The organism is Exiguobacterium sp. s59 (genome assembly GCF_018617475.1).
Classification (GTDB): Bacteria; Bacillota; Bacilli; order Exiguobacteriales; family Exiguobacteriaceae; genus Exiguobacterium; species Exiguobacterium aestuarii.
In genome coordinates this window covers 1-25,681 of record NZ_JACSKG010000009.1, presented here as the reverse complement: position 1 = coordinate 25,681, position 25,681 = coordinate 1, and the positions used below count along the sequence as shown (strand labels likewise).

The following is a 25,681-nucleotide window of genomic DNA, read 5'->3' as shown; positions in this document are numbered from 1 at the left end:
GCTTTCGGGTATAATCATATCGTGTGCGCGCACACGAAAATCAAACATGCGGAAGGAGAATACCCAGTATGGCAAGAGAATTCTCCCTAAAGAATACTCGTAACATCGGGATCATGGCTCACATCGATGCCGGTAAAACGACAACAACTGAACGTATTCTTTATTACACAGGTCGTATCCATAAAATTGGTGAAACGCACGAAGGTGCTTCACAAATGGACTGGATGGAGCAGGAGCAAGAGCGTGGAATCACGATCACTTCAGCTGCGACAACTGCACAGTGGAATGGCCACCGTGTAAACATCATCGATACACCTGGACACGTAGACTTCACAGTAGAAGTTGAACGTTCACTCCGTGTACTTGATGGTGCTGTTGCTGTACTTGACGCTCAGTCAGGTGTAGAACCACAAACTGAAACTGTATGGCGTCAAGCGACGACATATGGTGTACCACGTGTCGTATTCGTCAACAAGATGGATAAAATCGGCGCAGACTTCTTGTACTCTGTGAAGACGCTTCATGAGCGCCTCCAAGCGAACGCTTACGCGATCCAACTCCCAATCGGAGCAGAGGACGATTTCAAAGGGATCATCGATCTCGTTGAAATGAAGACTTACATGTACAACAACGACCTCGGTACTGACATCGAAGTTACAGATGGCTTCCCAGCTGACATGGCTGACCAAGCTGAAGAACTTCGCGGTCAATTGATCGAAGGTGTTGCTGACTTCAACGAAGAGTTGATGATGAAGTACCTTGAAGGTGAAGAGATTTCAATCGAAGAATTGAAAGCTGCAATCCGTCAAGCTACACTTAGCGTTGAATTCTACCCTGTACTCGTTGGTTCTGCCTTCAAGAACAAAGGTGTTCAGCTCATGCTTAACGCCGTTGTTGATTACCTCCCATCACCAGTTGATGTAGAGTCAATCAAAGGGATCAACCTCGATACAGAAGAAGAAATCACGCGTGAGCCTTCTGACGAAGCTCCATTCTCAGCACTTGCGTTCAAAGTTATGACTGACCCTTACGTCGGTAAATTGACGTTCTTCCGCGTGTACTCTGGTACAGCTGAAGCGGGATCATACGTGAAGAACTCGACTAAAGGGAAGCGTGAGCGTCTCGGTCGTATCCTTCAAATGCACGCAAACAGCCGTGAAGAGATTCCAATGGTATACGCTGGTGACATCGCCGCTGCTGTTGGTTTCAAAGACACGACTACTGGTGACACGCTTTGCACAGAGAAAGATAACATCGTTCTCGAGTCAATGACGTTCCCAGAACCAGTTATCTCGGTTGCAATCGAGCCTAAATCGAAAGCAGACCAAGATAAAATGGGTCAAGCTCTTGCGAAACTCGCAGAAGAAGATCCAACATTCCGCACTGAAACAAACCCTGAGACTGGTCAAACGATCATCTCTGGTATGGGTGAGCTTCACCTTGATATCCTCGTTGACCGTATGCGTCGCGAATTCAAAGTAGAAGCTAACGTTGGTGCACCACAAGTTGCTTACCGTGAAACAATCCGTGGCGCTGCGAAGATCGATTCGAAATTCGTTCGTCAGTCTGGTGGACGCGGTCAGTACGGTCACGTTGTCGTAGAATTCGAGCCGAACGAAGAAGGCGCTGGATTCGAGTTCGAGAACAAGATCGTCGGTGGTGTTGTACCACGTGAATACGTCCCAGCTGTTCAAAACGGGATTGAAGAAGCTCTCGAAAACGGTATCCTCGCTGGTTACCCAGTAGTAGACGTTAAAGCTCGCCTCGTATTCGGATCGTACCACGATGTCGACTCGAACGAGATGGCGTTTAAAGTTGCTGCTTCGATGGCGGTTAAACAACTTAAGGACCAAGCGAAAGCTGTCATCCTTGAGCCAATGATGCGTGTTGAAGTTGTTATCCCAGAAGAATACATGGGTGACATCATGGGTGACGTAACGTCACGCCGTGGACGCGTAGAAGGTATGGAAGCTCGCGGTAACGCACAAGTCGTTAAAGCGATGATTCCACTTTCAGAAATGTTCGGTTACGCAACATCACTTCGTTCACGTACACAAGGACGCGGAACGTACTCGATGCACTTCGATCACTACGAAGAAGTACCGAAATCAATTGCTGAAGAAATCGTCAAAAAAGCGAACGGCTAATAACGGTTGTATCGCTAGATTGATTGTTGTAAGCTAAGGAGGACGTATGTTAAAAGTAACCTACGTCTTCCTAGTTAAATAAAAACTAATCGTTTAATAGAGGAGGAATCTAGAATGGGTAAAGAAAAATTCGACCGTTCTAAACCGCACGTTAACGTTGGTACAATCGGCCACGTCGACCACGGTAAAACAACTTTGACTGCAGCAATCTCTGCTGTACTTTCACGTGCACAAGGTAAAACAGCTACTAAGTTTGACCAAATCGATGGTGCTCCAGAAGAGCGCGAGCGCGGTATCACAATCGCAACAGCTCACATCGAGTACGAAACTGACAAGCGTCACTACGCACACGTTGACTGCCCAGGACACGCTGACTATGTTAAAAACATGATCACTGGTGCTGCTCAAATGGACGGCGCGATCCTCGTTGTATCTGCAACAGATGGTCCAATGCCACAAACACGTGAGCACATCCTTCTTTCACGTCAAGTAGGTGTTCCTTACATCGTAGTCTTCATGAACAAAGTTGACATGGTAGACGACGAAGAGCTCCTCGAACTCGTTGAAATGGAAATCCGTGAACTTCTTTCTGAATACGACTTCCCAGGCGACGACCTCCCTGTAATCAAAGGTTCTGCACTTGGCGCACTTAACGGTGAAGCTCAGTGGGAAGAAAAAGTTATGGAACTCATGAACGCTGTTGATGAGTACATCCCAGAACCAGTTCGTGACACAGACAAAGACTTCATGATGCCTGTAGAGGACGTATTCTCAATCACTGGTCGTGGTACTGTAGCGACTGGTCGTGTTGAGCGTGGTGTTCTCCGCGTCAACGACGAGATCGAAATCGTTGGTCTTACAGAAGAAACTAAGAAAACTGTATGTACTGGTGTAGAGATGTTCCGTAAGCTTCTTGACTATGCTGAAGCTGGCGACAACATCGGTGCACTTCTCCGTGGTGTATCACGTGACGACATCGAGCGTGGACAAGTACTTGCTAAGCCAGGTTCAATCACACCACACTCTAAATTCAAAGCATCAATCTACGTTCTTTCTAAAGAAGAGGGTGGCCGTCACACGCCATTCTTCGCGAACTACCGCCCGCAGTTCTACTTCCGTACAACTGACGTAACAGGTATCGTTCACCTTCCAGAAGGTACTGAAATGGTAATGCCAGGAGACAACATCGAGTTGACGATCGAATTGATTTCTACAATCGCGATCGAAGACGGTACACGTTTCTCTATCCGTGAGGGTGGCCGTACTGTAGGTGCTGGTTCAGTAACAGAAATCATCGAGTAATCGATTGATTCAACTGAACAACTTCAAGCAGTCCGCAATATGCGGGCTGCTTTTTTGTGTTTTCCTATGGTCGTGGTAATATGAAACATACGAGAAAGGAGTGGCGTCATGTTAAAACAGTTGGAGACGATTTGTCGTTTAAACGGGATCGATTATCGGATTGGCGGTTCGCAACTTTTAAAGCATCATGGAATCGTCGATGTGACCAATGACATCGATTTGTTCGTAGAGCCGGATCAGTTTGAACGGTTGGATGAGGTCTTGAGTCGTGCCGGAGAGAAACGGTCATCTGAACCACATGAAGCATACTTGACGACTTACTTTGGGGAGTATGTGTTTGAGGGGGATGACGTTGACGTCATGTCCAGTTTTCGGATGAAGTGCACGGACGGGATTTATACACATCCTTATATAGAAGGAGAAGGGAACTGGATGCACCTCGAAGAGTGGGTTGTGCTTTACACAGTCATTGGTCGAGAGGACAAATTGACGCGTTTGGTGCAATATTTCGAGACACATCCCATCAAGGCGGGCATCATCCACACTTGTTTAAAGCGGGCGCCACATTCGGTCATCGAAGCGGTGACAGAGCGGTTTGGAGAGGTTATGAAACGCTAGGTCGAGTTGACATGGGAGTTCGTTTGAAAAATAGTTCAATAAAAGAATGAATTTTCTCTTGCAAAAGCTCGCGAATCTTGTTACATTAGGGAACGTTGAGCAACTCATCAGACAACCGGCAACTTCAAAAATCTAATCTTGCATTCCATGACCAGATTAGATATAATGATTAAGTGTTTGTGCGAGTGGTGAGAGACTTTACAGCAGAAAATGGGTCCAATCGTTGATTTGCAATGATCGGATACCTCTGCTGACACAAGCACGCTGCGTTGAAGCGGGAGGTTATGACACGCCAGGCAGCATTGCCATGGCCGGTGTGGAAATTTCCGCGGAGAATTGTCTATTTTAAAAGTAGGCGACAAAGGAGGGAAATAAACATGGCAAATGAAAAAATTCGTATTCGTTTAAAAGCATATGACCATCGCGTTCTCGATCAATCAGCTGAGAAGATCGTTGACACTGCGAAGCGTTCAGGTGCAAAGGTATCGGGTCCAATCCCGCTCCCAACTGAAAAATCGGTTTACACGATCCTTCGTGCGGTTCACAAGTACAAAGATGCTCGTGAGCAGTTCGAAATGCGTACACACAAACGCTTGATCGACATCGTAAACCCAACACCGAAAACAGTCGATTCGCTTATGCGTCTCGAGTTACCATCAGGTGTAGACATCGAAATCAAACTTTAATTCTTCATATAGTAGATACTAGCCAGAAGAGACAATTAATTATTAACAGGAGGTGTATCTCATGGCTAAAGGAATCTTAGGAACAAAACTTGGTATGACTCAAATCTTCAACGAAGCAGGCGAAGTAGTACCAGTAACAGTAGTTGCTGTAGAAGGTAACGTTGTTCTTCAACTTAAAACAGTTGACACAGACGGTTACGAAGCAGTTCAACTTGGTTTCGGAGACATCAAAGAATCACGTCAAAACAAACCATCAAAAGGTCACGCTGCGAAAGCAAACGCGACACCTAAGCGCTTCATCAAAGAGGTTCGTACTTCAGTAGAAGGATACGAAATTGGTCAAGAGATTAAGGCAGACATTTTCGCTGCAGGTGAATTAGTAGACGTAACAGGTACATCGAAAGGTAAAGGATTCCAAGGTGCGATCAAGCGTCACGGACAATCACGTGGACCAATGGCCCACGGTTCGCGCTACCACCGTCGTCCTGGTTCGATGGGTCCTGTCGCTCCTAACCGCGTATTCAAAGGGAAGCTTCTTCCTGGTCAAATGGGTGGAGAGCGTAAAACAATTCAAAACCTTGAAATCGTTAAAGTTGATGTGGAACGCGGCCTTCTCCTCGTGAAAGGTGCTATCCCAGGCGCTCGTAAATCGAACGTCATCATCAAAACAGCGGTCAAAGGTAACTAATTAACTGCACGGAAAGGAGGAATTACGAATGCCTAAAGTAGCTTTGCTTAACCAAACAGGTTCAAATGTTGGCGAAATCGAATTGGCAGAAGCCATCTTCGGAATCGAGCCAAACGAATCAGTACTTTATGACGCAATCGTCATGCAACAAGCATCACGCCGTCAAGGTACTCACGATACGAAAGGTCGCTCGGAAGTACGCGGTGGCGGCCGTAAACCATGGAAACAAAAGGGAACTGGTCGTGCGCGCCAAGGTTCTATCCGCTCACCACAATGGGTTGGTGGTGGTACAGTCTTCGGTCCAACACCACGTTCATACTCTTACAAACTTCCTAAAAAGGTTCGTCGTTTAGCACTTCTCTCGGCTCTTTCGTCGAAAGTACAAAACAACGAATTCATCGTCCTCGAAGGCCTTGCTTTCGATGCACCAAAAACAAAAGATATGGCTGCTGTACTCAACAGCTTATCAGTAGAACGTAAGGCTCTTGTAGTCACAGCGGACTACAATGAGACTATCGCTCTCGCAGCTCGTAACATCCCAGGAGTGACTGTGATCGACGCAGCAGGCGTAAACGTTCTTGACCTCGTTGCTAACGACAAAGTCATCTTCACTAAAGATGCGGTTGCGAAGGTAGAGGAGGTGCTTGCATAATGGCTCAAGCATACGATATCATCAAACGTCCGATCATCACTGAGCGTTCAGTTAGCCTCATGGAAGCTAACAAATACGTTTTCGAAATCGACGTAAAAGCGACTAAATCGCAAGTGAAACACGCTATCGAAACAATCTTCAACGTGAAAGTTGCTTCGGTAAACACAATGAACTACAAACCGAAAGCGAAACGTGTCGGTCGTCACGCTGGTTACACAGCTCGCCGTAAAAAAGCGATCGTAACTCTTGCAGAAGGCAACACAATCGACTTCCTCGGTTAATTAACTACCTTAGAAGAAAAGGAGGGAATCCTCGATGGCAATCAAAAAGTTTAAGCCGACCACTAACGGTCGTCGTAACATGACATCTCTCGACTTTGCAGAGATCACAACGAATCGCCCTGAAAAATCGTTAACTGAAAAGCTTTCGAAAAAAGGCGGACGTAACAACCAAGGTCGCTTGACTGTTCGTCACCAAGGTGGCGGTCACAAGCGTAAATACCGTATCATCGATTTCAAACGTAACAAAGATGGCGTTGCAGGACGCGTAGCAACGATCGAATACGATCCAAACCGTTCAGCAAACATCGCACTCATCAACTATGTAGATGGTGAGAAACGTTACATCCTCGCTCCTAAGGGCATCAAAGTAGGCATGGAAATCATGTCTGGTCCTGAAGCGGATATCAAAGTGGGGAACGCTCTTCCACTCGTAAACATCCCTGTCGGTACAACAATCCACAACATCGAGCTTAAGCCTGGTAAAGGCGGTCAGCTTGTTCGTGCGGCTGGTGCATCGGCACAAATCCAAGGACGTGACGGCAAGTACGTCATCGTTCGTCTTCAATCAGGTGAATCACGCTTGTTCCTCGGCACTTGCCGCGCGACAATCGGTTCAGTTGGTAACGAAGAACACGAACTCGTAAACATCGGTAAAGCAGGACGTTCACGTTGGTTAGGCAAGCGCCCAACAGTACGTGGTTCTGTAATGAACCCGGTTGATCACCCACACGGTGGTGGTGAAGGTCGTGCGCCAATCGGTCGTTCGGGCCCACTTACTCCTTGGGGTAAACCAGCTCTTGGTCTTAAGACTCGTAAGAAAAACAAATCGAGCGACATGTACATCCTTCGTCGCCGTAAGAAATAATTACTACATGATTCTCGGGCGGTTCGAAAGGGCCGTTCCCGAATCATTCCAAAGGGAGGTTCTAACATGGGTCGCAGCTTGAAAAAAGGTCCATTCGCAGATCACCACTTACTCGCTAAAGTTGACAAACTCAACGAATCTGGTGAGAAGCAAGTCATCAAAACTTGGTCACGTCGCTCGACGATCTTCCCAGAATTCATGGGTCACACGTTCGGTGTGCACGATGGTCGTAAACACGTACCAGTATTCGTGACAGAAGACATGGTTGGTCACAAACTTGGTGAATTCGCTCCAACACGCACTTACAAAGGTCACGGATCAGACAAGAAAACGAAACGGTAATTTGAGGGGAGGTCAAATCCATGCAAGCTAAAGCATCAGCTAATATGGTCCGTCTTGCTCCTCGCAAAGCACGTCTCGTTGTAGACTTAATTCGCGGGAAACAAGTCGGCGAAGCGCTCTCTGTCCTTGCTCACACAAACAAGGCAGCATCGCCAATCGTTGAGAAAGTATTAAAATCAGCGATTGCTAACGCAGAGCACAACTACGATATGAACATTGAGAACCTCGTTGTAACAGAAGCTTTTGTCAACGAAGGTCCAACACTCAAACGCTTCCGCCCACGTGCGATGGGTCGCGCAAGCCGCATTAACAAACGCACAAGCCACATCCACATCGTGGTAACTGAGAAATAAGGAGGGATATGTAGTGGGTCAAAAGGTAAATCCGCACGGTCTTCGCGTTGGTGTTATCAAAGACTGGGATTCGCGTTGGTACGCTGAGAAAGACTACGCTGATCTCCTTCATGAAGACTTCGTTATTCGTGAATACATCGAAAACAAAATGAAGGATGCTAGTGTTTCTAAAGTTGAAATCGAACGCGCTGCAAACCGCGTGAACATTTCGCTTCACACTGCGAAGCCAGGTATGGTAATCGGTAAAGGTGGTTCTGAAATCGAATCACTCCGTAAACACATTACAAAAATCGCTGACGGAAAACGCGTTCACATCAACGTTGTTGAAGTGAAAAACGCTGACGCTGTTGCGAAGCTTGTAGCAGAAAACATTGCTCGTCAATTGGAAGGTCGTGTATCATTCCGTCGTGCAATGAAACAATCAATTCAACGTTCGATGCGTACTGGCATCAAAGGGATCAAAACAGAAGTTTCTGGTCGTCTTGGTGGCGCTGATATCGCTCGTTCAGAGAAATACTCGGAAGGAACAGTTCCACTTCACACACTCCGTGCCGACATCGACTACGGAACAGCTGAAGCTGACACAACTTACGGTAAAATCGGCGTAAAAGTTTGGTTATACCACGGTGAAGTTCTTCCAACAAAAAACAACACAGCGAAAAACGCTGAATAATAAACACTCTTTCAGGAAGGAGGCAACACACTATGTTGTTACCTAAACGCGTGAAATATCGTCGTGTACACCGTGGTAAAATGCGCGGGAATGCTAAACGCGGCACAACTGTACACTTCGGTGAGTTCGGTCTCCAAGCTCTCGAAGCGAGCTGGATTACAAACCGTCAAATCGAATCAGCACGTATTGCAATGACACGTTATATGAAACGTGGTGGTAAAGTGTGGATCAAAATCTTCCCACACAAGCCGTACACTAAAAAGCCTCTCGAAGTCCGAATGGGTTCGGGTAAAGGTGCTCCAGAAGGCTGGGTAGCTGTAGTTAAGCCTGGCAAAGTAATGTTCGAAATCGCAGGTGTATCTGAGGAAGTGGCACGTGAGGCACTTCGTCTTGCATCGCACAAACTTCCAGTAAAATGTAAGTTCGTGAAACGTGAAGAAAATGGTGGTGATACGAATGAAAGCAACTGATCTCCGTCAATCAACAACTGAAGAGCTCAACGGTAAAGTGGGCGAGTGGAAAGAAGAACTCTTTAACCTTCGCTTCCAACTTGCTACAGGTCAGCTTGAGAATCCTGCTCGTATCCGTGAAGTACGCAAGTCGATTGCGCGTGCTAAAACGATTCTTCGTGAACGCGAACTCGGCATCAACAACGGCTAATTACATCGGATTCTTGAGAGGAGGTAACACTCATGGAACGCAACAACCGTAAAGTGTTCACTGGTCGCGTCGTGTCTGACAAAATGGACAAAACGATCGTCGTCGCAGTAGAAACAAAGGTTCGTCATAAACTTTATGGCAAACGTGTAAACTACACGAAGAAATATAAAGCACACGATGAGAACAACGTCGCTAAAGTGGGCGATATCGTTCGCATCGCGGAAACACGTCCTCTTTCTAAAGACAAACGTTTCCGTCTTGTAACAGTAGTAGAAGAATCAGTAATCATCTAATAACAGTTCGGATTTATTAAACATCCGGAGGGAGGTACACTCGCATGATTCAACAAGAATCTCGCTTGAAAGTAGCAGACAACTCTGGCGCGCGTGAACTGTTGACAATTAAGGTTCTCGGTGGTTCTGGTCGTAAGACTGCAAACATCGGTGACATCATCGTCGCAACGGTAAAACAAGCAACACCAGGTGGCGTTGTTAAAAAAGGTGACGTTGTCAGAGCAGTTGTCGTTCGTACAAAACGCGGCGCTCGTCGTAAAGATGGTTCGTACATCCGTTTCGATGAGAACGCAGCAGTCATTATCAAAGATGACAAGAGCCCACGCGGCACACGGATCTTCGGGCCAGTTGCACGTGAACTTCGTGAAAAAGAATTCATGAAGATCGTTTCGTTGGCACCGGAAGTACTTTAATTTCCAATTTCAATCCTATAAGGAGGTGCGCAAACGATGCATGTTAAAAAAGGCGATACAGTCCAGGTAATGTCTGGTAAAGATAAAGGCAAGCAAGGGGTTATCCTCAAAGCTATGCCAAGCAAAAACCGCGTAGTGGTTGAAGGCGTAAACGTGATGAAAAAACACTCTAAACCTTCACAAGCGAATCCACAAGGCGGGATCCTTGAGATCGAAGCACCAATTCACGTCTCGAACGTAATGCCACTCGACCCTAAAACTGGCAAACCAACTCGCGTTGGTTTCAAAGTAGTCGATGGTAAAAAAGTTCGTGTCGCGAAATCGGGCGAATCACTCGATAAATAAGAAGAACGTGACGAAAGGAGGTCCATTCGACTATGAACCGTTTGCAAGAGAAGTATAAAAGCGACATCGTGAAAGCGATGATGGATAAATTCAACTATGACTCGGTCATGCAAGTACCGAAAATCGAAAAGATCGTCATCAACATGGGTGTAGGTGATGCTGTTTCGAACTCGAAAGCACTTGACATGGCAGTTGAAGAATTAACAATTCTTTCAGGTCAAAAACCACTCGTAACGAAAGCGAAGAAATCAATCGCTGGTTTCAAGCTTCGTGAAGGTATGCCAATCGGTGCGAAGGTTACACTTCGTGGCGAGCGTATGTACGATTTCCTCGACAAATTGGTAACTGTTTCACTTCCACGTGTACGTGACTTCCGCGGTGTATCGAAGAAAGCATTCGACGGACGCGGTAACTACACGCTTGGCGTGAAAGAGCAACTTATTTTCCCTGAGATCGATTACGATAAAGTATCTAAAGTACGCGGTATGGACATCGTTGTTGTTACAACAGCAAACACAGACGAAGAAGCACGTGAATTGCTCACACTTCTCGGTATGCCATTCCAAAAATAATCTAGAGGGAGGTCGACAACATGGCTAAAAAGTCAATGGTGAATCGCGAACTTAAACGCGAGAAACTCGTTGCCCAGTACGCTGAAAAGCGTGCGAAGTTGAAAGCTGAAGGCGATTATATCGGACTCAGCAAATTGCCACGTAACTCGTCACCTGTACGCTTGCACAACCGTTGCAGCATCACAGGTCGTCCGCATGGTTACATGGGTAAATTCGGGATCAGCCGTATCAAGTTCCGTGATCTTGCATACAAAGGTCAAATCCCTGGTGTTAAAAAAGCAAGCTGGTAATCCACTAACAGTGTGAAAGGAGGTACATCGCATGGTAATGACAGACCCTATTGCAGATATGCTTACACGTATCCGTAACGCTAACATGGTTCGCCATGAAAAAATGGAGCTTCCAGCTTCGAACATTAAACGTGAGATCGCTGAAATCCTTAAGCGTGAAGGTTTCATTCGCGATGTTGAATATATCGAGGACGCTAAACAAGGTACACTTCGTCTTTTCCTTAAATATGGAGCAAGCAACGAACGTGTAATCACTGGTCTCAAACGTATTTCGAAACCAGGTCTTCGCGTATACGCAAAAGCTGATGAAGTGCCTAAAGTACTCGGAGGACTCGGAATCGCAGTTCTTTCGACATCTAAAGGTCTTATGACTGATAAAGAAGCTCGCCAACAACAAGTCGGCGGCGAAGTGCTCGCCTACATCTGGTAAGTCACTTTTCTAACAAGAACGGAGGTGTAATCAATGTCACGTATTGGTAAAAAACCAGTTACGATTCCTGCTGGCGTTACTGTAACAGTTGCTAATGACAACACGGTCACAGTAAAAGGTGCTAAAGGTGAACTTTCGCTTTCAGCTAACCCGGCATTGGAAATCAAAGTTGAAGAGAACGAATTGACGGTTGTTCGTCCAGACGAATCGAAAGAAAGCCGCACAATTCACGGTACGACACGTGCCCTTATTGCCAACATGGTACAAGGTGTGTCGAACGGATTCCAAAAAACACTTGAGATCTCGGGGGTTGGTTACCGTGCTACTAAGCAAGGTAACAAACTCGTCCTCAACCTCGGCTACTCGCACCCAATCGAGTACGTTGCTGAGGAAGGTATCGAAATCGAAGTTCCTTCAAACACGCAAATCATCGTAAAAGGGATTAACAAAGAGCGCGTCGGTCACGTTGCTGCTCAAATCCGCTCGTACCGTGCTCCAGAACCTTACAAAGGTAAAGGTGTTCGTTACTCTGATGAACGTATTCGCCGTAAAGAAGGTAAAACTGGTAAGTAATTCGTCACGAAATGAACGGAAAGGAGTGGCATAAATGATCACAAAGGCAGATAAAAATGCAGTTCGTAAAAAACGTCATGCTCGCGTACGTCGTACGATCTCGGGGACAGCAGTTCGTCCACGTTTGAACGTATTCCGTTCGAGCAAGCACATTTACGTTCAACTTATCGATGACGCGTCACAAACAACGCTTGTGTCTGCATCTTCGAAAGATAAAGCTCTCGATCTTACAAATGGCGGTAACGTTGAAGCAGCGAAAGCTGTTGGTAAACTTGCTGCAGAACGTGCACTCGAGAAAGGTATCGACACAGTTGTGTTCGACCGTGGTGGATACCTCTATCATGGCCGCGTCAAAGCTGTTGCAGAAGCAGCTCGTGAAGCAGGTCTTAAATTCTAATAAAAAGGAGGGGACACTCGATGCGCCAGTTAGACGTTAACATGGAACAACTTGAAGAACGCGTTGTTACCGTAAACCGCGTCGCGAAAGTCGTAAAAGGTGGCCGCCGCTTCCGTTTTGCTGCTCTCGTAGTCGTAGGTGACAAAAATGGTCACGTCGGTTTCGGTACAGGTAAGGCACAAGAGGTGCCAGAAGCGATTCGCAAGGCTATTGAAGCCGCTAAGAAAAACATGGTACAAGTACCTATGGTTGGTACAACAATTCCACACGAAATCACAGGAGTATTCGGAGCAGGTCGTGTATTCATGAAACCAGCTTCTGAAGGTACTGGGGTTATCGCTGGTGGTCCAGTTCGTGCGGTGCTCGAACTTGCAGGTGTAGGTGACATCCTTTCGAAATCGTTAGGTTCAAACACACCGATCAACATCGTCCGTGCGACGGTACAGGGCTTGACTGAGCTCAAAAAAGCAGAGGAAGTTGCTAAACTACGTGGTAAAAGCGTAGAAGAACTTCTTAACTAAGGGAGGGAACTAGACATGGCGAAACTCGCAATCACCCTCACACGCAGCACAATTGGTCGTCCGGAAGGTCAGCGTGTTACTGTACGTACACTCGGTCTTCGCAAAATGCATCAAACGGTCGTTGTCCCAGACAACGTCGCGATGCGCGGTATGATCAATAAAGTGTCGCACCTTGTGACTGTAAAAGAAATCAACGAATAATAAAGATTTTAATAAATAAGGAGGTGCCACTATGAAACTCCATGAATTGAAGCCAACTCCAGGTTCACGTCACGAACGTAACCGTGTCGGTCGCGGTATGGCGACTGGTAACGGTAAAACTTCTGGTCGTGGACACAAAGGTCAAAAAGCTCGTTCGGGCGGTGGCGTTCGTCCAGGATTTGAAGGTGGACAAAACCCACTTTACCGTCGTCTTCCAAAACGCGGTTTCAACAACCCAACTCGTAAAGAGTACGCGGTTGTTTCCCTAGACACGCTTAACCGTTTCGAAGCAGGTACTGAAGTTACTCCAGAACTCTTAATCGAGACTGGTGTTGTCAGCTCTGCAAAAGACGGAATCAAAGTCCTTGCTAACGGCAAGCTTGAAACTAAATTGACTGTAAAAGCCAACAAGTTCTCGGGTGCAGCGAAAGAAGCGATCGAAGCAGCTGGCGGTACAGTTGAGGTGATCTGATGTTTCAGACGATCTCCAATATGTGGCGCGTGAAAGATATTCGACAGCGTATTCTCTTCACACTCGCAATCATCATCATTTTCCGCATCGGGGCTCATATCCCGGTGCCGATGGTGAATACGGATGTGTTGCGTTTTGACTCAGGAGGTCTTCTTGACTTCTTGAACTTGTTTGGAGGAAATGCTTTACAGAACTTCTCCCTGTTCGCAATGGGGATCATGCCGTACATTACGGCATCGATCGTTGTTCAACTTTTACAAATGGACGTCGTTCCGAAGTTTGCCGAATGGGCTAAACAAGGAGAGGCGGGTCGTAAAAAGTTAGCGACGGTCACGCGCTATGGGACGATCATCTTAGGATTTGTCCAAGCGACTTCATTGTCGTTTGGATTTAACCGCCTCTACCCAGGTCTCGTCAATGAGACATGGGGAACGGCGACTTACTTTGTGATCGCGATTGTACTCACTGCGGGTACAGCGTTCTTGATGTTCCTTGGTGAAATGACAACGGAGAAAGGTGTTGGGAATGGTATTTCCATCATTATCTTCGCCGGTATTGTTGCTGGGTTCCCAAGAATCTTTACGCAGATTTATGAAACAAAACTCCAAAACGCTGGAGATGCATTGTTCATTAATATCGTTTACTTGGTTGTATTGGCCCTTGTTATTTTGGCTGTGACGGTTGGGATCATTTATGTTCAACAAGCGGCACGCAAAATTCCAATCCAATATGCAAAACGCACGGCGAACCGTACCCCTGTGGGCGGCCAGTCGACGCACTTGCCAATCAAGCTAAACGCTGCAGGTGTTATCCCGGTTATCTTCGCGATTTCCTTCATGGTAACACCACCAACTGTTGCAAGCTTCATTGCTTCTCCAGAGACAACGCAAAAGTTACAAACGTACTTTGACACGACGGCGCCAATCGGAATGTCGATTTACGTTGCGTTAATCATTGCGTTCTCTTACTTCTATACATTTGTTCAGGTTAACCCAGAACAGATGGCAGAAAACCTGCAGAAGCAAGGTGGTTATATTCCTGGGATTCGTCCTGGGGCGCAAACAGAACAGTACATCACGAAGTTACTGTATCGATTGACTTTCTTCGGAGCGATCTTCTTATCGCTTGTGGCGATCATGCCGACAATCTTCATTAAGCTTGCCGGTCTTCCAACTTCCGTTCAAATCGGAGGGACGAGCTTATTGATCGTCATCGGGGTAGCCCTCGAAACGATGAAACAAATCGAGAGTCAACTTGTAAAACGACACTATAAAGGCTTTATCCGTTAAAGCGGAAGGAAGGGTTGACCCTTCCTTCCTGTCGTGTTTACAAGCCCTTCGTGAAAATCAAAACTGGAGGCTAACCGAGATGAATCTAGTACTCATGGGCTTACCGGGTGCTGGGAAAGGGACTCAAGCGGCTAAAATCGTAGAAGAGTACCAAATCCCTCACATTTCGACAGGCGACATGTTTCGTGCGGCAATCAAAGGCGGAACGCCACTCGGTAAAGAAGCCAAGTCATTCATGGATAAAGGTGAACTCGTACCGGATGAGGTAACAATCGGAATCGTACGTGAGCGTCTTAGCCAAGATGACACTGAAAAAGGTTTCTTACTCGATGGATTCCCGCGTACTGTTGCTCAAGCAGAGGCACTCGAAAGTTTGCTTAAAGATTTGGGGAAACAGATTGACCACGTCGTCAACATCGATGTGGATGCGGAAATTCTCGTTCCACGCTTGACAGGTCGTTGGATCTGCCCAACGTGTGGCGCGACATATCACGTGATCTTCAACCCACCAAAAGTGGAAGGCATCTGTGATGTGGATGGGTCGGCTCTCATGCAACGTGAAGACGATAAAGAGGAAACGGTCCGCCGTCGCCTTGACGTCAACATCGAGCAATCGAAACCACTCATTGACTTTTACGCTGAAAAAGGGTATCTTCGTACATTGGATGGAGATCGTCCAATCGATGTCGTATATGCCGATGTCAAAGCATTACTCGGTGATACTGAATGATCATCACGAAGACGCCTCGTGAAATTGCGATTATGCGTGAGGCTGGGCAAATTGTTGCTCGAACGCACCAGGTGCTCAAACAGCACATAAAACCAGGAATCACGACGCTTGAGCTCGACCAGATTGCGGAAGATTACATTCGCAGCCAAGGTGCGACGCCATCGTTTAAAGGCTATAACGGTTTTACCGGTAGTGTTTGCGCTTCGGTGAATGAAGAGCTTGTTCATGGCATTCCAGGAAAACGGGTATTGAAAGATGGAGATATTATCTCAATCGACATCGGTGCCTACTATAATGGATACCATGGAGATTCCGCTTGGACTTATCCAGTGGGAACAATCTCAGAAGAGACACAGCGGCTACTTGACGTAACCGAAGAAAGTCTGTATAAAGGATTGGAGCACGCCAAGGCTGGAGGGCGATTGACAGATATTTCGCATGCGATTCAAGCATATGTTGAATCACATGATTTCTCTGTCGTCCGCGAATACGTCGGTCATGGTGTCGGACAAGATTTGCATGAAGAACCGCAAATTCCACACTATGGTCCACCGGGGAAAGGGCCGCGCCTGAAGACTGGGATGACGTTAGCTATTGAACCAATGGTTAATGCTGGTCAACGCTATGTTCGAACACTGGCTGATAACTGGACAGTTGTCACAGTGGACGGTAGCATGTGCGCCCACTTTGAGCACACCATCGCCATCACAGACGATGGATACGAGATTTTAACGAAACTCGATTCCGGTGAATGAGGCTCTATTGTTTCATACTGATCCATTTTGGATCCTTCTCTCACAGTAGATGGCAATAGATCGTCTGTGCTCCTAAAGATCTTCATATAGAAAGGGGAATAAATGATGGCGAAACAAGATGTCATTGAAGTGGAAGGCACTGTTGTCGAACCACTTCCGAACGCAATGTTTAAAGTGGAGTTAGAAAACGGCCACACGGTGCTCGCGCACGTCTCAGGGAAAATTCGGATGCACTACATTCGGATCCTTCCAGGTGACCGCGTAACTGTTGAGTTGTCTCCATACGACTTGACTCGCGGGCGGATTACGTACCGTTATAAGTAACTCCGATTTTTCCAGGAGGAGGGTATACTCATGAAAGTAAGACCGTCGGTAAAACCGATTTGCGAAAAATGTAAAGTTATTCGCCGTAAGGGTAAAGTAATGGTAATTTGCGAAAACCCGAAACACAAACAAAAACAAGGTTAATTTCAGAGGAGGTGCACACATGGCACGTATTGCTGGTGTAGATATTCCACGCGAAAAACGTATCGTTATTTCGCTCACATACATCTATGGTATTGGTAAAACAAAAGCACAAGAAATTTTGAAGGCTGCTAACGTTTCTGAAGAGACACGCACACGCGACCTTACTGAAGATGAACTCAACCGTATCCGTGAGGCAATTGACGGAATCAAAGTTGAAGGTGACCTTCGTCGTGAAGTTTCACTTAACATCAAACGTTTGATCGAGATCGGCGCATACCGCGGTATCCGTCATCGCCGTAGTCTCCCTGTTCGCGGTCAAAACACGAAGAACAACTCGCGTACTCGTAAAGGCCCACGCCGTACAGTAGCGAACAAGAAGAAGTAAAGGAGGGAATTGAACAATGGCGAAACGTAAGCAAAACGTACGTTCTAAACGTAAAGTTAAAAAACATGTTGAAGTCGGTGTGGTACACATCCGTTCTACATTCAACAACACAATCATTACAATCACTGACACGCAAGGTAACGCGATCTCATGGGCTACTTCTGGTAACCTTGGATTTAAAGGATCACGTAAATCGACTCCGTTCGCAGCACAAATGGCTGCTGAAACTGCAGCGAAAGTTGCAATGGACAACGGTATGCGTACAGTAGAAGTTAACGTTAAAGGTCCTGGTGCTGGACGTGAAGCGGCTATCCGTGCGCTCCAAGCTACTGGTCTCGAAGTTACTGCAATCCGTGACGTAACTCCAGTTCCGCACAACGGTTGCCGCCCTCCGAAACGTCGCCGCGTATAATCGCTTGAACGTGTGAGGGGCTTACCTAGCACGACAGCTTATACTTTAGCAGTTCAAACTGCACGGCAGGATATACTCAAGGAGGGGTTCAGATGATCGAGATTGAAAAACCAAAGATCGAAACGGTCGAAATCAGCGAGGACGCTACGTTTGGTAAATTCGTAGTAGAACCGCTTGAACGTGGATATGGCACTACTCTCGGTAACTCACTACGTCGAATTCTATTGTCATCGCTCCCAGGTGCAGCGGTAACAGCGGTTCAAATCGATGGCGTGCTTCACGAGTTCTCTACGATTGACGGTGTCGTCGAAGACGTTACTCAAATCGTACTAAACCTCAAGAAGTTAGCACTCAAAGTGTACTCGGAAGAAGAGAAAACGCTTGAGATTAACGTTTCAAGTGCCGGTGCTGTCACTGCGGCAGACATTACCCATGATAGCGACGTTGAAATCTTGAATCCTGAGCTCCACATCGCGACTCTCGCTGACAATGCGACGCTTCGCATGCGTTTGACTGCTCGCCGTGGTCGTGGTTACGTCCAGGCAGAAGATAACAAACGTGATGATATGCCGATTGGGGTCATTCCAATCGATTCGATCTATACACCGATTCAACGCGTGAACTACGAAGTAGATAAAACACGTGTCGGTCAAGACGCTAGCTTTGATAAGCTTTTATTAGACGTGTGGACAGATGGTTCAATTCGTCCGGAAGAAGCTGTATCATTAGGAGCTAAAATTTTGACTGAACACTTGAACATCTTCGTTGGTTTGACAGATGAGGCTCTCAACGCAGAAATTATGGTCGAGAAAGAAGAAGACCAAAAAGAAAAAGTACTCGAAATGACGATTGAAGAACTCGATCTCTCAGTTCGTTCGTACAACTGCTTGAAGCGCGCTGGCATCAACACTGTTCAAGAACTCGCAAACAAATCAGAGGAAGAGATGATGAAAGTTCGTAACCTCGGACGTAAATCACTCGAAGAAGTTCAACACAAGTTGGACGAACTCGGTTTGGGCTTGCGTAAAGAAGACTAAGTTCAACCGAAGGAGGGAAATGTAATGGCTTATTCGAAACTTGGCCGTACAAGCTCGCAACGCAAGGCGCTTTTGCGTGATCTTGCAACTGACCTAATTATCAACGAGCGCATTCAAACAACTGAACAAAAAGCGAAAGAACTTCGCCCAGTCGTTGAAAAATTGATCACTCTTGGGAAACGTGGCGATCTTCATGCCCGTCGTCAAGTAGCTTCATTCGTTCGTAAGGAGAACGCTGGAGAAAAAGACGCAATCCAAAAATTGTTCGAAGACGTGGCTCCACGCTACGCTGAACGTCAAGGTGGATACACGCGCATCATGAAAGTCGGCCCACGCCGCGGTGATGGTGCAGAAGTTGTAATCATCGAACTCGTCTAATTCATTAGGCAGTCAACAGGGCATGCGGTGACGTATTGCCCTGTTTCCACATAAGAAAGGAGTCGACCCATGGAATCACAAATTATGGTACGGGACGTCGTATTTCATTACCCTGGACAGTCTGAGCCGGCACTTAACGGCCTATCGCTCGATGTATATAAAGGGGAATGGCTTGCGATTGTCGGCCATAACGGTTCTGGTAAGTCGACACTGACGAAATTGTGGAACGGGCTTCTGATTCCTGAAAAGGGGGAAGTCCGCGTCGAGACACTCGATCCGTCGAACGCCGCAGACGTGTGGGACGTTCGAACGCGGATCGGGGTCGTCTTTCAAAATCCCGACAATCAATTTGTCGGGGCGACCGTGCGCGATGATGTGGCATTTTCTCTCGAAAACATGGGACTTCCACGTCAAGAAATGGTTCGTCGAATTGATGACAGTCTAGCGCGCGTTGGATTATCGGAACTAGCGGACCGTGAACCGCATCAGTTATCCGGTGGACAAAAGCAGCGTGTTGCGATTGCTTCGGCTCTCGCAATGCGCCCGCGTGTCCTCGTGCTCGATGAAGCGACCTCGATGCTCGACCCGATTGGGCGACAAGAGGTATTACAAACGGTACGACAGCTCGTCTCGGAAGGGATGACCGTTGTCGCCATTACACACGAGCTCGACGAAGTGTTGTTTGCTGACCGTATCATTGCATTGTCGAAAGGCACGATTGCGATGACCGGTACACCTGAAGACGTGTTTCAACATCCAGATACGCTCCGTGACATTCAATTAGATGTCCCGTTTATCGTTCGGATGCAACTCGAACTGAAGGCACGTGGCATTCCACTCGATCGTCTGATGCTACAACATTCGGAGTTGGTGAACCATCTATGCCGATACGCATTGAAGAAGTAACATATCAATATCAAATGAATACTCCGTTTGAACGAACCGCGCTGCGCGATGTGAATGTAACCATTCCGTCGGGAGCGCTTGTTGCGTTTCTTGGGCATACTGGCTCCGGAAAATCAACGCTCGTTCAACATATGAACGGCTTATTACGACCGACAGATGGACGTGTGGTGGTCGACGACATCACCGTTACCCCGATTCGCTCGCGTCGTGATAAAAAGCAAAATCTCTTACCGCTTCGGCGTCGCGTTGGGCTCGTCTTTCAATATCCTGAGCACCAATTGTTTGAAGAGACGGTCGAACGCGACGTCATGTTCGGTCCGCGCAACTTTGGCGCGACAGATGCCGAAGCGAAAGAGCGTGCCCATGAGGCACTTCGACTCGTCGGTTTAGATGAATCATTATGGGACCGTTCCCCATTCGACCTTTCCGGGGGTCAGATGCGCCGTGTCGCGATTGCAGGCGTCTTAGCGAGCCGTCCCGATGTCCTCATCGTGGACGAACCGACAGCGGGTCTCGATCCGATTGGAAGACGCGATATGCTGGCGTTATTTAAGCGGCTACGAGAAGAGCTGAACTTGACACTGATTCTTGTCTCACACGATATGGATGATGTGCTCACCTATGCAGAACGCGTGATTGTGATGGAACGTGGTCAGGTGGCGTTCGATGGGGACCCGTTTGAACTGTTCCAAGACGAATCGCTCGTACATCGTCTCCAGCTTGATATCCCACACGTTCTCCGATTCGCTCGCGATTTAGCGCCAACGTTTGGAGAGACGACCATTCCGCTCGTACGAACGGAGGGCGAATTGGCGGATTGGATTGCGACGCACTTGAAAGGGGGAGCCGAATGATTATTGGTCAATATATACCGGGCCATTCTTGGCTCCATTCGCTCGATGCGCGGGCAAAGACACTTTTTATTTTAGGGTTTATCCCGGTGGTGTTTTTAGCAGATAACTTATGGACGAATTTATTTCTATTAGCATTCACGCTGTTTGTGGTGAAACTATCACAACTATCGTGGCGTTATTTATGGAATGGATTACGCATGATTCTCTTCTTAATCGTCTTCACGTTGATCTTGCAGCTGTTATTTAATCGCGATGGGACTCTGCTCTTTGAATTCGGACCGATCGCAATCTATTCAGAAGGGATTCGAATGGGACTGATCGTCTCGCTCCGATTCTTCTATCTCGTCATGTTGACGACACTCGTTACGTTGACGACAACGCCAATGGAGTTGACTGACTCGATTGAAGCAGGTCTCCGACCGTTTGAGCGGATTCGTGTGCCTGCACACGAGATTGCCTTAATGTTATCCATCTCGCTTCGCTTTTTACCGACCCTTGCTGACGAGACAGACCGCATCATGAAAGCCCAACAAGCGCGAGGTGTTGATTTGATGAGCGGTCCATGGAAGTCTCGTTTAAAAGGTGTCATCCCGCTATTGATCCCGTTATTCATTTCTGCGTTTAAGCGTGCTGAAGACCTCGCCACGGCAATGGAGGCGCGTGGGTATCGTGGTGGTGAAGGACGGACGAGGTTGCGTGAGATGAAGTGGCAGACGCGTGATACGGCAGTATTACTTCTATTTGTCGCGTTAACACTCATTTTGTTTGGATTGAGAGGGATTGGATGAGACGGATTAAACTGACAGTTGCCTATGACGGGACACACTATGCGGGATATCAAGTACAGCCAAACGGGAATACGATTCAGGCCGAGATTGAGGCGGTCTTGACTCGGATGCATCGACACTCCGTCAAAATTGTCGCCTCAGGTCGTACAGACGCCCGTGTCCACGCTTTAGGACAAGTGATTCATTTTGATACAACGCTACAGATGCCGGCAGAGCGGTTCGTGAAAGCATTGAACGCGATGTTGCCGGACGACATTCTCGTCAAACAAGCAGTAGAAGTCGACACGACGTTCCATGCTCGGTATGGGGCGAAGCGAAAAGAGTATCGCTATCATATTCGTAAGACGGAGGATCCGTTCAGGAGACACTATGCTACCACGGTGACTTACACACTTAGTCTTGACCGGATGCGTCAAGCGATGGAGCGGCTAGTCGGGACCCACGACTTTACCTCATTCTCTGTGACGAAGGCGGAGGTCGAGGATCGTGTTCGTACCATCTATGAAGCAGAAGTGCTCGAAGTGGGTGATGAGATTGTATTCCGTTTCGTTGGTTCTGGCTTTTTATATAATCAAGTTCGTATTATGGTGGGGACGATTATCGAGGTGGGAAGAGGCAAGTATGAGCCTACGGACATCACTGAAATGCTGGAGGCGAAAGACCGCCGTGTGGCGGGGATTACCGCGCCCCCGCACGGTTTGTACTTGTGGAATGTGAATTATGAAAAAGTAGATTGACATTCCCTCTATAAAATCGTATTATATTCATTGGCATTTCATTTTCAAATTTAGAGATGAACCACAATCTTAGCCCCGTAAACTAGGATTATGATAAAGCATCAAAAAATTAAGTGAACAGACATTTCTAGGAGGTATTCCACATGCGCACAACATTCATGGCTAAAGCATCTGAAGTAGAACGCAAATGGCTCCTTATCGACGCAGAAGGCAAAACACTCGGTCGTTTGACTAGTGAAGTAGCATCACTTCTTCGCGGTAAGCACAAGCCGACTTTCACACCACACGTTGATTGCGGAGACCACGTCATCATCATCAACGCTGAGAAAATCAAATTGACTGGTAACAAATTGAATGACAAGATCTACTACCGTCACTCAGGTCATCCAGGCGGTTTGAAATCACAAACTGCAAAAGAGCTTCTCGCAAAACGTCCAGAGCGTATGCTTGAACTCGCGATCAAAGGGATGCTTCCAAAAGGATCACTCGGTCGTCAACAATTCAACAAACTCCACGTTTACGCTGGAACTGAACACAAGCATGAAGCACAAAAACCAGAAGTTTACGAACTTCGCGGTTAATCGAGACACAGGGAGGAACTAAACGATGGCAGATGTACGTTACTACGGAACAGGCCGCCGCAAACACTCGGTGGCTCGCGTTCACCTCGTTGCAGGTGACGGTAAAGTTGTTGTAAATGGCCGCGATATCTCAGAATACTTCGGTCATGAGACTTTAATCATGATGGCTAAATCACCACTCGTATTGACTGAAACAGAAGGTAAATACGATGTAATCGTTAACGTTAACGGTGGTGGATACACTGGACAAGCTGGAGCAATTCGCCACGGCGTATCACGTGCGCTTCTTCAAGCGGACCCAGAATTCCGTCCAAGCCTCAAAGAAAAAGGCTTCTTAACTCGTGACGCTCGTATGAAAGAACGTAAAAAATACGGTCTTAAAGCAGCACGTCGCGCACCACAATTCTCGAAGCGTTAATCTTCGCGAAGTGGTTCGAACTCTCCATCCTTTTGGGTGGAGAGTTTTTTGTATAAATTAGTCGATTCCGAAGCCGTCAAGAAAACGCTTTTTTTGATATACTGATATCGAAACAGTTATAAGGGGGAAGCAATATGCTTACAGTAGAGCAAGTACGCGAGGAATTGGCGGGGCTCGTTGATCCGACGATCAACCGAACGCTTGGAGATACAGCGGGAGTCAAAGACATCCGCATTAAAGAAGACTATGTCAGTGTGAAAGTGGCACTCGGGCAAACAGGGAGCGGGGAACAGCTTCAGTTACAACAAGAAATCGTCACACTGCTCAAGGGGAAAGGCTTTAAGACGGTCGGACTTCGTTTTGAAGCATTGAATGATGAAAGTTTGAAAGAGGCAACGAAGCCGGCGATTCTTCGTGAGAATTCAGGAACGACATTTATCGCTATTGCTTCAGGTAAAGGTGGCGTAGGAAAGTCGACAGTATCTGTCAACCTAGCTGTCGCTCTTGCACGTGCCGGGAAGAAAGTCGGATTGATCGACGCGGACATTTACGGTTTCAGCGTTCCAGATATGCTTGGAATCGAAGAGCGTCCAGTCGTTCGTGGGGAAAAAATCATACCAGTTGAGCGTTTCGGCGTGAAAGTCATTTCGATGGGCTTTTTCGTTGAAGACAATGCACCGGTGATCTGGCGCGGACCGATGCTCGGGAAGATGCTCAATAATTTCTTCAATGACGTTGAGTGGGGCGACCTCGACTATCTATTACTCGACTTACCGCCAGGAACGGGAGATGTCGCACTTGATATCCATTCCATGCTCCCGTCATGTCAAGAATTGATCGTGACGACACCACACGCTACAGCAGCTTTCGTTGCAGCACGTGCGGGAGCAATGGCGATTAAGACGAACCATAAACTGTTGGGTATCATTGAAAACATGGCCTACTTCGAAAGTAAGGTAACGGGTGAGAAGGAATACGTATTTGGTCATGGCGGTGGAGAAAAACTGTCGGAAGCGCTGAAGAGTAAACTCCTTGCTCAAATCCCACTCGGTCAACCGTATGACAACGAGGAAGACTTTGCACCATCGGTCTATCGTGATGGGCATCCGTTTGAGCATACGTATGATGAGTTGGCGCAAGCAGTCATTCAACAAATAGAAGGGTGAATCGGTGAGAGATGAAAGTACAAGGTTTTTTACGTTTGTTTTGGACAACGCTCGTGTTTGGGACGTTGTTTGGGTTCCTAATGAATTTATTGGCGAACCCGGGTTATTTGGTCAGTCAGTCCTGGGAGGCAATTGTTACGGCGCTTAGTTACTCGAGTACATGGACCGGGATCAGCATGATGGGCTTTTTCGCCTATTTAATCATCCACCGAGTCGGTCTTGACTTGTTTAGAGGACCACGTCTATGGAATCGTGTTCAAGTATTGCTGATTGCTTTCGCAATCTTTGATGCCGTTTATTTACGAATGCTCGCATTTGGGAATGACCATATGTGGCGTTATATCGGTGAGATGGTCGTATTATTAATTGTCGCTTGGGTAGTTGCTGCGAGTAAGTCGAAACAAACAAATATGAGTGCTTTCATCCCAACGCTCTTCTTGATGACGGTGATTACATTAATCGAATGGATTCCGGCTCTTCAAACAACTGATGAAATCCCATTACTTTGGCCGGCGCTCGCGACACTCGTGTTTGCGAACGCTTATCAAGTGTTAATGCTTCATCGTTTCCAAAAGACTGGGCAAGTGGCCGAGTCGACTTCATCAGAAACAGGAAAGAAAAAAACTAAAAAGCAGATGTCTTCTAAGTCATCGTAACGATCAACCGGTCTTGAATTGCTCCTTATCATGGGAACAATTCAACGACTGGTTTTTTATTTTGATTGCATTAGAAGAAAAAATAAAGTTTTTTTAGAAAAACAGTTGACGGTTTTTGGCGATGCTGATATATTAATAAACGTCGCTGATGTTGTTCACGAAACAATAATCAGAAAGCGAAAAAAATAATAAAAAGTGGTTGACTTTCATAAGTCAAATCGCTATTATTAAAAAGTCGCTAACACGACAACGATTGGTCTTTGAAAACTGAACGATGAGGCAAAAATAAGTTTTACAATTTTTGAATGAAGCGCAAGCTTCGTCAATTTAAGAGCTATATCAAATTC

Annotated in this window: 41 protein-coding genes; all 41 read left to right on the top strand. The window is 46.8% G+C overall.

Annotated features, from left to right (window positions below; translation table 11 throughout):
• Positions 1-68 precede the first annotated feature (68 nt).
• The 41 genes from fusA to KNO91_RS14250 all read left to right on the top strand — a co-directional run bounded on the left by fusA (position 69) and on the right by KNO91_RS14250 (position 25,334).
• Positions 69-2,147 (top strand): elongation factor G, encoded by a 2,079-nt coding sequence (fusA, locus tag KNO91_RS14450; RefSeq protein ID WP_214791067.1) that lies wholly within the window; start codon positions 69-71, stop codon positions 2,145-2,147.
• 114 nt (positions 2,148-2,261) lie between these two features.
• Positions 2,262-3,449, top strand: a complete 1,188-nt coding sequence (tuf, locus tag KNO91_RS14445; protein WP_214697124.1) for an elongation factor Tu — start codon at positions 2,262-2,264, stop codon at positions 3,447-3,449.
• Positions 3,450-3,557: 108 nt separating this feature from the next.
• Positions 3,558-4,067 carry a hypothetical protein gene (locus tag KNO91_RS14440; protein WP_214796634.1) on the top strand — a complete coding sequence of 170 codons (510 nt, stop codon included), beginning with the start codon at positions 3,558-3,560 and terminating at the stop codon, positions 4,065-4,067.
• Between the two features lie 377 nt (positions 4,068-4,444).
• Entirely contained in the window at positions 4,445-4,753 is a 309-nt protein-coding gene (gene rpsJ / locus KNO91_RS14435) for a 30S ribosomal protein S10 (RefSeq protein WP_074032438.1), read from the top strand.
• Between the two features lie 61 nt (positions 4,754-4,814).
• Positions 4,815-5,441: a 50S ribosomal protein L3 gene (rplC, locus tag KNO91_RS14430; protein WP_026824832.1), complete on the top strand. Its 627-nt coding sequence runs from the start codon at positions 4,815-4,817 to the stop codon at positions 5,439-5,441.
• Between the two features lie 28 nt (positions 5,442-5,469).
• Positions 5,470-6,093: a 50S ribosomal protein L4 gene (gene rplD / locus KNO91_RS14425; RefSeq protein WP_214791072.1), complete on the top strand. Its 624-nt coding sequence runs from the start codon at positions 5,470-5,472 to the stop codon at positions 6,091-6,093.
• Complete coding sequence (gene rplW / locus KNO91_RS14420) at positions 6,093-6,374, top strand: 50S ribosomal protein L23 (protein ID WP_026824834.1); 282 nt, start codon at positions 6,093-6,095, stop codon at positions 6,372-6,374. Before rplD ends, rplW begins: the two co-directional genes overlap by 1 nt.
• 34 nt (positions 6,375-6,408) lie before the next feature.
• Complete coding sequence (rplB, locus tag KNO91_RS14415) at positions 6,409-7,239, top strand: 50S ribosomal protein L2 (protein ID WP_012727674.1); 831 nt, start codon at positions 6,409-6,411, stop codon at positions 7,237-7,239.
• Between the two features lie 66 nt (positions 7,240-7,305).
• Positions 7,306-7,581, top strand: a complete 276-nt coding sequence (gene rpsS, locus KNO91_RS14410) for a 30S ribosomal protein S19 (protein ID WP_012727673.1) — start codon at positions 7,306-7,308, stop codon at positions 7,579-7,581.
• 20 nt (positions 7,582-7,601) lie between these two features.
• Positions 7,602-7,934: a 50S ribosomal protein L22 gene (gene rplV / locus KNO91_RS14405; RefSeq protein WP_214791081.1), complete on the top strand. Its 333-nt coding sequence runs from the start codon at positions 7,602-7,604 to the stop codon at positions 7,932-7,934.
• A gap of 13 nt (positions 7,935-7,947) precedes the next feature.
• On the top strand, positions 7,948-8,607 hold the full coding sequence (gene rpsC / locus KNO91_RS14400) for a 30S ribosomal protein S3 (RefSeq protein ID WP_012727671.1): 660 nt from the start codon (positions 7,948-7,950) through the stop codon (positions 8,605-8,607).
• A 32-nt stretch (positions 8,608-8,639) separates the two neighbouring features.
• Positions 8,640-9,077 carry a 50S ribosomal protein L16 gene (gene rplP / locus KNO91_RS14395; RefSeq protein WP_012727670.1) on the top strand — a complete coding sequence of 146 codons (438 nt, stop codon included), beginning with the start codon at positions 8,640-8,642 and terminating at the stop codon, positions 9,075-9,077.
• On the top strand, positions 9,064-9,267 hold the full coding sequence (rpmC, locus tag KNO91_RS14390) for a 50S ribosomal protein L29 (protein WP_012727669.1): 204 nt from the start codon (positions 9,064-9,066) through the stop codon (positions 9,265-9,267). The genes rplP and rpmC overlap by 14 nt, the downstream gene beginning before the upstream one ends.
• A gap of 32 nt (positions 9,268-9,299) precedes the next feature.
• On the top strand, positions 9,300-9,560 hold the full coding sequence (gene rpsQ, locus KNO91_RS14385) for a 30S ribosomal protein S17 (RefSeq protein WP_012727668.1): 261 nt from the start codon (positions 9,300-9,302) through the stop codon (positions 9,558-9,560).
• 44 nt (positions 9,561-9,604) lie between these two features.
• On the top strand, positions 9,605-9,973 hold the full coding sequence (rplN, locus tag KNO91_RS14380; RefSeq protein WP_012727667.1) for a 50S ribosomal protein L14: 369 nt from the start codon (positions 9,605-9,607) through the stop codon (positions 9,971-9,973).
• A 36-nt stretch (positions 9,974-10,009) separates the two neighbouring features.
• Positions 10,010-10,318, top strand: a complete 309-nt coding sequence (rplX, locus tag KNO91_RS14375) for a 50S ribosomal protein L24 (RefSeq protein WP_074032448.1) — start codon at positions 10,010-10,012, stop codon at positions 10,316-10,318.
• 32 nt (positions 10,319-10,350) lie between these two features.
• Entirely contained in the window at positions 10,351-10,890 is a 540-nt protein-coding gene (gene rplE / locus KNO91_RS14370) for a 50S ribosomal protein L5 (RefSeq protein WP_012727665.1), read from the top strand.
• Positions 10,891-10,910: 20 nt separating this feature from the next.
• Positions 10,911-11,180: a 30S ribosomal protein S14 gene (gene rpsN / locus KNO91_RS14365; protein ID WP_012727664.1), complete on the top strand. Its 270-nt coding sequence runs from the start codon at positions 10,911-10,913 to the stop codon at positions 11,178-11,180.
• Between the two features lie 31 nt (positions 11,181-11,211).
• Positions 11,212-11,610: a 30S ribosomal protein S8 gene (gene rpsH / locus KNO91_RS14360; RefSeq protein ID WP_026824842.1), complete on the top strand. Its 399-nt coding sequence runs from the start codon at positions 11,212-11,214 to the stop codon at positions 11,608-11,610.
• A gap of 33 nt (positions 11,611-11,643) precedes the next feature.
• Complete coding sequence (gene rplF, locus KNO91_RS14355; RefSeq protein ID WP_012727662.1) at positions 11,644-12,183, top strand: 50S ribosomal protein L6; 540 nt, start codon at positions 11,644-11,646, stop codon at positions 12,181-12,183.
• A gap of 34 nt (positions 12,184-12,217) precedes the next feature.
• A complete protein-coding gene (gene rplR / locus KNO91_RS14350; protein ID WP_034804040.1) occupies positions 12,218-12,580 on the top strand; it encodes a 50S ribosomal protein L18 in 363 nt (120 codons plus the stop codon).
• A 20-nt stretch (positions 12,581-12,600) separates the two neighbouring features.
• Positions 12,601-13,101 (top strand): 30S ribosomal protein S5, encoded by a 501-nt coding sequence (gene rpsE, locus KNO91_RS14345; RefSeq protein ID WP_012727660.1) that lies wholly within the window; start codon positions 12,601-12,603, stop codon positions 13,099-13,101.
• Positions 13,102-13,116: 15 nt separating this feature from the next.
• On the top strand, positions 13,117-13,302 hold the full coding sequence (gene rpmD / locus KNO91_RS14340) for a 50S ribosomal protein L30 (protein ID WP_012727659.1): 186 nt from the start codon (positions 13,117-13,119) through the stop codon (positions 13,300-13,302).
• A 31-nt stretch (positions 13,303-13,333) separates the two neighbouring features.
• Positions 13,334-13,774 carry a 50S ribosomal protein L15 gene (gene rplO / locus KNO91_RS14335; protein ID WP_012727658.1) on the top strand — a complete coding sequence of 147 codons (441 nt, stop codon included), beginning with the start codon at positions 13,334-13,336 and terminating at the stop codon, positions 13,772-13,774.
• The gene (gene secY / locus KNO91_RS14330) at positions 13,774-15,063 is read left to right on the top strand and encodes a preprotein translocase subunit SecY (RefSeq protein ID WP_214697130.1); all 1,290 of its coding nucleotides are present in this window, start codon (positions 13,774-13,776) and stop codon (positions 15,061-15,063) included. The genes rplO and secY overlap by 1 nt, the downstream gene beginning before the upstream one ends.
• Positions 15,064-15,142: 79 nt before the next feature.
• Positions 15,143-15,793 carry an adenylate kinase gene (locus tag KNO91_RS14325; protein WP_012727656.1) on the top strand — a complete coding sequence of 217 codons (651 nt, stop codon included), beginning with the start codon at positions 15,143-15,145 and terminating at the stop codon, positions 15,791-15,793.
• Positions 15,790-16,548: a type I methionyl aminopeptidase gene (map, locus tag KNO91_RS14320; protein ID WP_214791083.1), complete on the top strand. Its 759-nt coding sequence runs from the start codon at positions 15,790-15,792 to the stop codon at positions 16,546-16,548. Before KNO91_RS14325 ends, map begins: the two co-directional genes overlap by 4 nt.
• 105 nt (positions 16,549-16,653) lie before the next feature.
• On the top strand, positions 16,654-16,872 hold the full coding sequence (gene infA / locus KNO91_RS14315; RefSeq protein ID WP_021066622.1) for a translation initiation factor IF-1: 219 nt from the start codon (positions 16,654-16,656) through the stop codon (positions 16,870-16,872).
• A gap of 30 nt (positions 16,873-16,902) precedes the next feature.
• Positions 16,903-17,016, top strand: a complete 114-nt coding sequence (gene rpmJ / locus KNO91_RS14310) for a 50S ribosomal protein L36 (protein WP_003156543.1) — start codon at positions 16,903-16,905, stop codon at positions 17,014-17,016.
• Positions 17,017-17,035: 19 nt separating this feature from the next.
• Positions 17,036-17,401 carry a 30S ribosomal protein S13 gene (gene rpsM / locus KNO91_RS14305; RefSeq protein ID WP_012727653.1) on the top strand — a complete coding sequence of 122 codons (366 nt, stop codon included), beginning with the start codon at positions 17,036-17,038 and terminating at the stop codon, positions 17,399-17,401.
• A gap of 16 nt (positions 17,402-17,417) precedes the next feature.
• Entirely contained in the window at positions 17,418-17,813 is a 396-nt protein-coding gene (rpsK, locus tag KNO91_RS14300) for a 30S ribosomal protein S11 (RefSeq protein ID WP_012727652.1), read from the top strand.
• 92 nt (positions 17,814-17,905) lie between these two features.
• A complete protein-coding gene (locus tag KNO91_RS14295; protein WP_012727651.1) occupies positions 17,906-18,850 on the top strand; it encodes a DNA-directed RNA polymerase subunit alpha in 945 nt (314 codons plus the stop codon).
• A 24-nt stretch (positions 18,851-18,874) separates the two neighbouring features.
• A complete protein-coding gene (rplQ, locus tag KNO91_RS14290; RefSeq protein ID WP_012727650.1) occupies positions 18,875-19,228 on the top strand; it encodes a 50S ribosomal protein L17 in 354 nt (117 codons plus the stop codon).
• A gap of 69 nt (positions 19,229-19,297) precedes the next feature.
• Entirely contained in the window at positions 19,298-20,134 is an 837-nt protein-coding gene (locus tag KNO91_RS14285; RefSeq protein WP_214791086.1) for an energy-coupling factor transporter ATPase, read from the top strand.
• Entirely contained in the window at positions 20,110-20,988 is an 879-nt protein-coding gene (locus tag KNO91_RS14280; RefSeq protein ID WP_214818613.1) for an energy-coupling factor transporter ATPase, read from the top strand. The genes KNO91_RS14285 and KNO91_RS14280 overlap by 25 nt, the downstream gene beginning before the upstream one ends.
• Positions 20,985-21,776, top strand: coding sequence for an energy-coupling factor transporter transmembrane component T family protein (locus tag KNO91_RS14275; RefSeq protein WP_214796638.1), 792 nt, complete (start codon positions 20,985-20,987; stop codon positions 21,774-21,776). The genes KNO91_RS14280 and KNO91_RS14275 overlap by 4 nt, the downstream gene beginning before the upstream one ends.
• Complete coding sequence (gene truA, locus KNO91_RS14270) at positions 21,773-22,513, top strand: tRNA pseudouridine(38-40) synthase TruA (RefSeq protein ID WP_214818611.1); 741 nt, start codon at positions 21,773-21,775, stop codon at positions 22,511-22,513. Before KNO91_RS14275 ends, truA begins: the two co-directional genes overlap by 4 nt.
• Positions 22,514-22,656: 143 nt before the next feature.
• Positions 22,657-23,094, top strand: a complete 438-nt coding sequence (gene rplM / locus KNO91_RS14265) for a 50S ribosomal protein L13 (protein ID WP_026824852.1) — start codon at positions 22,657-22,659, stop codon at positions 23,092-23,094.
• 25 nt (positions 23,095-23,119) lie between these two features.
• Positions 23,120-23,512, top strand: a complete 393-nt coding sequence (gene rpsI, locus KNO91_RS14260) for a 30S ribosomal protein S9 (protein WP_012727644.1) — start codon at positions 23,120-23,122, stop codon at positions 23,510-23,512.
• Positions 23,513-23,646: 134 nt separating this feature from the next.
• Positions 23,647-24,678, top strand: a complete 1,032-nt coding sequence (locus KNO91_RS14255; protein WP_214791103.1) for an Mrp/NBP35 family ATP-binding protein — start codon at positions 23,647-23,649, stop codon at positions 24,676-24,678.
• 11 nt (positions 24,679-24,689) lie between these two features.
• A complete protein-coding gene (locus KNO91_RS14250; protein ID WP_214818609.1) occupies positions 24,690-25,334 on the top strand; it encodes a KinB-signaling pathway activation protein in 645 nt (214 codons plus the stop codon).
• The last annotated feature ends 347 nt before the right edge of the window (positions 25,335-25,681 follow it).

What these genes read in the sequence shown, in the direction of transcription:
- fusA (WP_214791067.1), top strand. Translation starts at nt 69, where the DNA reads ATGGCAAGAGAATTCTCCCTAAAGAATACTCGTAACATCGGGATCATG.
- tuf (WP_214697124.1), top strand. Translation starts at nt 2,262, where the DNA reads ATGGGTAAAGAAAAATTCGACCGTTCTAAACCGCACGTTAACGTTGGT.
- KNO91_RS14440 (WP_214796634.1), top strand. Translation starts at nt 3,558, where the DNA reads ATGTTAAAACAGTTGGAGACGATTTGTCGTTTAAACGGGATCGATTAT.
- rpsJ (WP_074032438.1), top strand. Translation starts at nt 4,445, where the DNA reads ATGGCAAATGAAAAAATTCGTATTCGTTTAAAAGCATATGACCATCGC.
- rplC (WP_026824832.1), top strand. Translation starts at nt 4,815, where the DNA reads ATGGCTAAAGGAATCTTAGGAACAAAACTTGGTATGACTCAAATCTTC.
- rplD (WP_214791072.1), top strand. Translation starts at nt 5,470, where the DNA reads ATGCCTAAAGTAGCTTTGCTTAACCAAACAGGTTCAAATGTTGGCGAA.
- rplW (WP_026824834.1), top strand. Translation starts at nt 6,093, where the DNA reads ATGGCTCAAGCATACGATATCATCAAACGTCCGATCATCACTGAGCGT.
- rplB (WP_012727674.1), top strand. Translation starts at nt 6,409, where the DNA reads ATGGCAATCAAAAAGTTTAAGCCGACCACTAACGGTCGTCGTAACATG.
- rpsS (WP_012727673.1), top strand. Translation starts at nt 7,306, where the DNA reads ATGGGTCGCAGCTTGAAAAAAGGTCCATTCGCAGATCACCACTTACTC.
- rplV (WP_214791081.1), top strand. Translation starts at nt 7,602, where the DNA reads ATGCAAGCTAAAGCATCAGCTAATATGGTCCGTCTTGCTCCTCGCAAA.
- rplP (WP_012727670.1), top strand. Translation starts at nt 8,640, where the DNA reads ATGTTGTTACCTAAACGCGTGAAATATCGTCGTGTACACCGTGGTAAA.
- rpmC (WP_012727669.1), top strand. Translation starts at nt 9,064, where the DNA reads ATGAAAGCAACTGATCTCCGTCAATCAACAACTGAAGAGCTCAACGGT.
- rpsQ (WP_012727668.1), top strand. Translation starts at nt 9,300, where the DNA reads ATGGAACGCAACAACCGTAAAGTGTTCACTGGTCGCGTCGTGTCTGAC.
- rplN (WP_012727667.1), top strand. Translation starts at nt 9,605, where the DNA reads ATGATTCAACAAGAATCTCGCTTGAAAGTAGCAGACAACTCTGGCGCG.
- rplX (WP_074032448.1), top strand. Translation starts at nt 10,010, where the DNA reads ATGCATGTTAAAAAAGGCGATACAGTCCAGGTAATGTCTGGTAAAGAT.
- rplE (WP_012727665.1), top strand. Translation starts at nt 10,351, where the DNA reads ATGAACCGTTTGCAAGAGAAGTATAAAAGCGACATCGTGAAAGCGATG.
- rpsN (WP_012727664.1), top strand. Translation starts at nt 10,911, where the DNA reads ATGGCTAAAAAGTCAATGGTGAATCGCGAACTTAAACGCGAGAAACTC.
- rpsH (WP_026824842.1), top strand. Translation starts at nt 11,212, where the DNA reads ATGGTAATGACAGACCCTATTGCAGATATGCTTACACGTATCCGTAAC.
- rplF (WP_012727662.1), top strand. Translation starts at nt 11,644, where the DNA reads ATGTCACGTATTGGTAAAAAACCAGTTACGATTCCTGCTGGCGTTACT.
- rplR (WP_034804040.1), top strand. Translation starts at nt 12,218, where the DNA reads ATGATCACAAAGGCAGATAAAAATGCAGTTCGTAAAAAACGTCATGCT.
- rpsE (WP_012727660.1), top strand. Translation starts at nt 12,601, where the DNA reads ATGCGCCAGTTAGACGTTAACATGGAACAACTTGAAGAACGCGTTGTT.
- rpmD (WP_012727659.1), top strand. Translation starts at nt 13,117, where the DNA reads ATGGCGAAACTCGCAATCACCCTCACACGCAGCACAATTGGTCGTCCG.
- rplO (WP_012727658.1), top strand. Translation starts at nt 13,334, where the DNA reads ATGAAACTCCATGAATTGAAGCCAACTCCAGGTTCACGTCACGAACGT.
- secY (WP_214697130.1), top strand. Translation starts at nt 13,774, where the DNA reads ATGTTTCAGACGATCTCCAATATGTGGCGCGTGAAAGATATTCGACAG.
- KNO91_RS14325 (WP_012727656.1), top strand. Translation starts at nt 15,143, where the DNA reads ATGAATCTAGTACTCATGGGCTTACCGGGTGCTGGGAAAGGGACTCAA.
- map (WP_214791083.1), top strand. Translation starts at nt 15,790, where the DNA reads ATGATCATCACGAAGACGCCTCGTGAAATTGCGATTATGCGTGAGGCT.
- infA (WP_021066622.1), top strand. Translation starts at nt 16,654, where the DNA reads ATGGCGAAACAAGATGTCATTGAAGTGGAAGGCACTGTTGTCGAACCA.
- rpmJ (WP_003156543.1), top strand. Translation starts at nt 16,903, where the DNA reads ATGAAAGTAAGACCGTCGGTAAAACCGATTTGCGAAAAATGTAAAGTT.
- rpsM (WP_012727653.1), top strand. Translation starts at nt 17,036, where the DNA reads ATGGCACGTATTGCTGGTGTAGATATTCCACGCGAAAAACGTATCGTT.
- rpsK (WP_012727652.1), top strand. Translation starts at nt 17,418, where the DNA reads ATGGCGAAACGTAAGCAAAACGTACGTTCTAAACGTAAAGTTAAAAAA.
- KNO91_RS14295 (WP_012727651.1), top strand. Translation starts at nt 17,906, where the DNA reads ATGATCGAGATTGAAAAACCAAAGATCGAAACGGTCGAAATCAGCGAG.
- rplQ (WP_012727650.1), top strand. Translation starts at nt 18,875, where the DNA reads ATGGCTTATTCGAAACTTGGCCGTACAAGCTCGCAACGCAAGGCGCTT.
- KNO91_RS14285 (WP_214791086.1), top strand. Translation starts at nt 19,298, where the DNA reads ATGGAATCACAAATTATGGTACGGGACGTCGTATTTCATTACCCTGGA.
- KNO91_RS14280 (WP_214818613.1), top strand. Translation starts at nt 20,110, where the DNA reads ATGCCGATACGCATTGAAGAAGTAACATATCAATATCAAATGAATACT.
- KNO91_RS14275 (WP_214796638.1), top strand. Translation starts at nt 20,985, where the DNA reads ATGATTATTGGTCAATATATACCGGGCCATTCTTGGCTCCATTCGCTC.
- truA (WP_214818611.1), top strand. Translation starts at nt 21,773, where the DNA reads ATGAGACGGATTAAACTGACAGTTGCCTATGACGGGACACACTATGCG.
- rplM (WP_026824852.1), top strand. Translation starts at nt 22,657, where the DNA reads ATGCGCACAACATTCATGGCTAAAGCATCTGAAGTAGAACGCAAATGG.
- rpsI (WP_012727644.1), top strand. Translation starts at nt 23,120, where the DNA reads ATGGCAGATGTACGTTACTACGGAACAGGCCGCCGCAAACACTCGGTG.
- KNO91_RS14255 (WP_214791103.1), top strand. Translation starts at nt 23,647, where the DNA reads ATGCTTACAGTAGAGCAAGTACGCGAGGAATTGGCGGGGCTCGTTGAT.
- KNO91_RS14250 (WP_214818609.1), top strand. Translation starts at nt 24,690, where the DNA reads ATGAAAGTACAAGGTTTTTTACGTTTGTTTTGGACAACGCTCGTGTTT.